This is a genomic window from Bifidobacterium sp. POST2/T3 (B1), from assembly GCF_058197115.1.
Map to the genome: position 1 here is coordinate 1 of NZ_JBVPQK010000407.1, position 2,313 is coordinate 2,313.

General features: G+C 60.7%; 2 protein-coding genes and 1 tRNA gene. All 3 read left to right on the forward strand.

Annotated elements, in window-relative coordinates:
• Positions 1–533 (forward strand): L-serine ammonia-lyase, iron-sulfur-dependent, subunit alpha (locus AC0AP0_RS12195; protein WP_490430670.1); only part of this gene is annotated, 533 nt, incomplete at its 5' end.
• A 171-nt stretch (positions 534–704) separates the two neighbouring features.
• Positions 705–1,991: a serine--tRNA ligase gene (serS, locus tag AC0AP0_RS12200; protein ID WP_490430671.1), complete on the forward strand. Its 1,287-nt coding sequence runs from the start codon at positions 705–707 to the stop codon at positions 1,989–1,991.
• Positions 1,992–2,084: 93 nt separating this feature from the next.
• Positions 2,085–2,169, forward strand: a tRNA-Ser gene (locus AC0AP0_RS12205).
• Positions 2,170–2,313 lie beyond the last annotated feature (144 nt).

The following is a 2,313-nucleotide window of genomic DNA, read 5'->3' on the forward strand; positions in this document are numbered from 1 at the left end:
CTACCGCCGGCTCTTCGGGCACTCTGCCCGGCGTGCTCACAGTGCTCAAGAATCGAATGGGGCTGGATGACGATGGGTTGATTCGCTGCCTGTTCACGGCAGGGGCTTTCGGTCTGGTTACCGCCAACAAGGCGATGATCTCCGGAGCTACAGGCGGTTGTCAGGCTGAAGTGGGCAGCGCATCCGGCATGGCTGCCGCTGCAGCGGTTGAGGGTGCTGGAGGCGGTCCTGATGCCTGCGCCCAGGCCTTCGCCATAGCCATGAGCAATCTGCTGGGCCTTGTCTGCGATCCCGTGGCCGGCCTGGTGGAGGTGCCTTGCGTAAACCGCAACGCCATCGGCACTGCCAACGCTTTGATTGCTGCTGATATTGCCTTATCGGGTGGCGTCAGCAGAATCCCGCCCGATGAGGTCATCGCAGCCATGAAGTCCATCGGCGAGAGCATGCCATCGTCACTTAGGGAGACCGGCATCGGCGGGCTTGCGGGTACTCCCACCGGCAAACGGTTCCGCAAGACCGTATTCGGCAAGTGATGCGTGGCAGATGTATATAAAAGACGGATGGTTCCCGTCCGCCTTCCTGCCTCGGCTGCTCTTCCTGGCTGGTCGGCGGCCCGTCGGGCCGGTTGCGACAGAGGCCATAAGGCTTGGGAAGAGTTGTGCGGGGCCGGTTTTCGTGTCCCCCGAAAGTCATAGAATTCAGATATGTTAGATATCAGGTTCATTCAGGAACATCCAGATGTTGTCCGTGAATCACAGCGCAAACGCGGCGAATCGGTCGAACTCGTCGACGAAGTGCTGAAGGCGGACAGCGAGCGCAGGGCGGCGCTCCAGGATTACGAAAGCCGCAGGGCCGAGCAGAAGTCGCTCGGCAAGCGCATGGGTTCGGCCTCTCCTGATGAGAAAGCCGACCTTCTAGCCCAGACCAAGAGCCTGTCGGACAAGGTGAACGCCTGCAAGGCAGCCTCTGACGAGGCCAACGCCAGGTACACCGATCTGATGTGGAAGTTCAGCAACGTAGTGGAGCCTGAGGCGCCCGAGGGCGGCGAGGATGATTACGTGGTGGTCAAGAAGGTCGGTACTCCGCGTGACTTCGCCAAGGAGGGTTTCGAGCCCAAGAACCACCTGGTCCTGGGCGTTGGCGTGGCTGGTATCGACATGCGCAGGGGCGTCAAGGTCTCCGGATCCAGATTCTACTTCCTGCGCGGTGATGTGGCCCGGCTGGAGATTGCCATGCTGACCATGGCTGTGGACCAGGCCATGGAGCATGGATTCATTCCTACGATCACCCCCACTTTGGTCCGGCCCGAGGTCATGGCCGGCACCGGCTTCCTGAACGCCCATGCCGACGAGATCTATCGTCTGCGTGAGCCTGACGACCAGTATCTGGTGGGCACCTCCGAGGTCTCCCTGGCTGGCATGCACGAGGACGAGATTCTGGATTTGAGCAAGGGTCCGCTGCGCTACTGCGGTTGGTCCAGCTGCTACCGGCGAGAGGCTGGTTCCGCCGGCAAGGACACCATGGGCATCATCCGCGTCCACCAGTTCGACAAGGTGGAGATGTTCGTCTACTGCAAGCAGGAGGACTCCCGCGACCAGCACCAGCAGTTGTTGGCCATGGAGCAGGAAATGCTGGCCAAGGTGGACGTGCCCTACCGGATCATCGACACCGCCGCAGGAGATTTGGGATCCTCGGCTGCGCGCAAGTTCGATTGCGAGGCCTGGGTGCCCACCCAGGGTCGCTATCGGGAACTTACGTCAACCTCCAACTGCACCGAGTATCAGGCCCGCCGCCTCAACGAGCGCGAGCGGCTGGAGGACGGCTCCACGCGCCCTGTCAGCACCCTGAACGGGACCTTGGCCACCACCCGTTGGCTGGTCGCCATCCTGGAGAACCACCAGAATGCCGATGGCTCTATTGTCATCCCCGAGGCCATGCGCTCTTACGTGGGTGGGAAAGAAGTCATCGAGCCCCAGACCTGGGAGGCCTGAGCCGCCTCTATTGGAAGCGACCGACATTCCGCTGCTGGTTAGACCAACCCTGATGTCGTATGATGAGTGACGTGCCTGATTGGCACGTCTTTTGGACAGGTGTCTGAGCGGCCGAAAGAGACGGTCTTGAAAACCGTTGTGGCGCAAGCCACCGCGGGTTCGAATCCCGCCCTGTCCGCCTGGTTGATGCCCCGGAGCTATCTCCGGGGCATTCTTGTATTCGCTGAGTTCTATGTTCCCAGTACTGGGCCTATAGGAACTAAACGCGTTGTTTTAGGTTCTGTGTGTGGGTTTGGTTGTGTGTTGGTCAGAGTGTGGTGTT

What these genes read in the sequence shown, in the direction of transcription:
- serS (WP_490430671.1), top strand. Translation starts at nt 705, where the DNA reads ATGTTAGATATCAGGTTCATTCAGGAACATCCAGATGTTGTCCGTGAA.